Annotated in this window: 3 protein-coding genes; 1 reads left to right on the top strand and 2 read right to left on the bottom strand. The window is 49.1% G+C overall.

The genetic code is table 11. The features are described 5' to 3' along the window. Window positions 1-265: 265 nt before the first annotated feature. On the bottom strand, window positions 266-550 hold the full coding sequence (locus AACY18_RS27770) for a helix-turn-helix domain-containing protein (protein WP_150370558.1): 285 nt from the start codon (window positions 548-550) through the stop codon (window positions 266-268). A gap of 1,312 nt (window positions 551-1,862) precedes the next feature. On the opposite strand from AACY18_RS27770, the gene AACY18_RS27765 reads away from it, so the two are divergent. Then, a complete protein-coding gene (locus tag AACY18_RS27765; protein ID WP_339466830.1) occupies window positions 1,863-2,144 on the top strand; it encodes a hypothetical protein in 282 nt (93 codons plus the stop codon). A 661-nt stretch (window positions 2,145-2,805) separates the two neighbouring features. Here AACY18_RS27765 and AACY18_RS27760 read toward each other — a convergent pair. Further along, a partial coding sequence (locus tag AACY18_RS27760; RefSeq protein WP_339466725.1) for an integrase core domain-containing protein occupies window positions 2,806-2,972 on the bottom strand: 167 nt, incomplete at its 5' end.

Raw genomic sequence — 2,972 nt, 5'->3', positions numbered from 1 at the left:
TCGTTTTTCTTGTCTCTTGTCAAAGAGGTTTTGTGCAACATCCGGGTCTGACAGTTATCGGATATTACAACCGAATCATCTAATGGGGAGGGCGCTGAATTGCCTTGCCTATAACTCAACTAAATAGATGTTTATTTGAGTTGGGCGCTACCATCTGCCGATCCCATTGACAAATGATGGACACTAGATGTCAAGTCCGTCCCACGATTAACAGCGCACTAGGCCTGGAAGCCAATAGATTTCGGTTTTCGAATCCATCTGGTCTCTAGCTGCGTGCGCCTAATTCAGTTTCGCGTCGTATCCGTTCAAAGAGCAAATTCAGATCAGCATCTGGATCCATAAGCAGAAAGCACTCAACGAGGAGAGTCAACGGATGAATGTCCATCCTTTGTGCGAGCTCTGAAGCCTTCTCCAGCGTCACATTTTTGAGGCCGCGCTCAAGTGTGCTGAGATAGGTCCGGCTGCTCACGATCTCAAAGTCCTCCTGGGTCAAACCATGTCGAACACGGGTATTGCGTAACGCAATTGCGAACGCTTCCTTCAGCTCCATTTTGCTTTATCCACAAAAGGAACGATGAAGCCTTTTTGAGCTCTATAGAGCTACAATCTATAGTGTTCATTTTTTTGGAAAGCTATATGCCCGTACATCAGAATCGCGCCCACTTGTCGTCGTCGGAAGGCAACGCGCCATCAACGATAGTGTTCGTAGCCGTAGCCTTCCGCGCTCAACCTGATGAACGTGTCGGTATAGTTAGGCGTCTCTCAGGCCAGGATCTGATCGACCTTTTTCACGAAATAGATCGACCTGATTCAGACGAAGCTATCGTAGGCGTCCAGCTAGCAATCTCCCCTGAGCTAAACGGCACTTCACAATGGACCGCAGAAGCCATAGTGGATTTTGCGCGAGTCAAACTCCTTGGCGGTGATGCATGTGGCGTAGATACGTATGCGTACCGACTAGCGTCTGACGGATTGTTTACGGACGGCGCCAGAATTGAGCCATCTAATGTTATTGAGTGGCGATCACTCTATCAGGTAGCTAGCGCAGAGGGTCCAGACGACACTGAACTGATTGCTCATCAGATGTGGCTGTCGACCGTCATCAGTCGTATCGTGAATGAGATGCATCCGACGGAGGCGGGGGGTGACTGCGGCTAACTATCTGCCCTTGCTGCGTTTGATTTGGAGGAAGGCCCATCGCAATCATTCCAGCGCAGGTGAACCTGCATGAAAGCATCGCATGTGTACTGAAATTAGTGAGTTTATGTCTGAAGGATAATTTCCCTAATTTTGATACACATGAAAATTATTAGACAATCAGGCAGCGGCTTCCTGATAGCGGAAAAGTCATCCCACAGCGCACCTGACATCCGCTTATGCCTTCCCCGCAACCATCAGAAGCGCTCTGATAGAGGAGGGAAGATACTTCGAAACCGCGACTGTCGAACTCATAGTTCGTAAGACTAAGGACGTCATCTCACGTGACATTGCCAGCCGTCTTAGGCGTGGAGTGTAGGCGGTCACTCTAGTCGCCGCACCAGGTTGCGAAAGGGCTCACCTAGAGTAATAGTCATGGAGAACCCGAGGTTATGAATCCTATTTTTCACGTATTTCTATTCCGGGCGAAGCTTAATAATAAGGGCTGAAATGGCAAATGGTGATCACTCCTCCCCATCTCGACTAGCAAATGGGGCAGGGATAGCATGGGAGTAGAATTTCGGACATAAAAAAAGGCCCACTATCACGGTGAGCCTGTCATATGTCTCTAGGGGGAGGCTTTTGGCCCGCGAGTCCCAGAGCAAGTCAGCATACCTTATTGCTAGAAATTCGCTGCGTCAACCGAGATGCTTGAAGGGGTAACGATGAAAATAACTGAAAGCGTCGAAGTCGAGGCCGTGACAGATGTCCTATGCGATGTTTGTCGTTGCTCCACTTACTTGGTCGGCGTGCCTCAGTTCGGCACACTGCATGCTCACTGGGGCTATGGCACTAGCCATGCTGGGGAGCGCTATGAACTGCACCTGTGTGAGGAATGTTTCTTCCAAACTCTGGCCCACCTCAAGCAGGAGAGGAGAACTCAAAATCTGTTCAATGAGGATGGTCACGATCTCACAGGTAATCTCGGTTTGGTTACGAAGGACTAGCCGATAGATCTTTACACTGACACAAGGGATTCAATTTCCAACCGCGTGATATTCGTTGTTCTCAATTCAGATGAAATCGCTCTCATTTTTAATGAACAGTGAGGATAAGTGGAAATGAACATATCTGACATAGCACCTGATTTAACATAATATACATTATGCGTACCTTCCTATGCGGGCTTGGGGGGCTCTGCTGGTCAGATTTCGAGCCAGGAGTACGCTGAAGGAAGTCTGAGTATAGATTTGGAAGTAACTGCGCGATATCTACGCTTTGATCCTTTATCTCCCGATTCCTTCAATGTAAATCGTAAATTGGCCTCAATGACGCGTCATTACATCATTTGCTTCACTTTAAGGCTTTGCTACCCGCGCCATGTCTCTTTGATCGATCCTAGCTGATGGTGCCGCTAACCCACTGCGAAAGGTCACAGCGGCCTAACCACACTGACATCTCCCATTGAGAAAATTTTGAGTGTCATCGAGGAACTGGTGCGAGGAATTGCTTTTGCGAGTCTCTGATCCTGCCGCTTACTCCATTCCTACTGAAAATCTCTTGCGCAATGCGGATTGAAACTGTGCTTCTCGCTGCTTGCTAACTGGCGATTGAAGTCCCGGATGTGCATGTGGACTTGCCCCTACCAAACCGGACACCAACTCCCCGTTAAATTGATGCTGCCGCTAAGCGCCTGAACTCCCTCGGTGAGCGATAGTTCAAGGCGCTGTGTGGATGCTGCTCGTTGTAGTGCTCGAAGGCAATTGCCAAGTTACGCAACGCCGTTTCTCGATCCGGCTTGGGCATGTGCGCCACGTAATCTCGCTTAATCGTCT

The sequence above is a fragment of the Pseudomonas sp. EA_65y_Pfl2_P74 genome (assembly GCF_963970575.1).
GTDB classification, from domain to species: domain Bacteria; phylum Pseudomonadota; class Gammaproteobacteria; order Pseudomonadales; family Pseudomonadaceae; genus Aquipseudomonas; species Aquipseudomonas baetica_A.
Note: the sequence above shows the minus strand (reverse complement) of the source record. Positions and strands in the feature narration are given on the sequence as shown.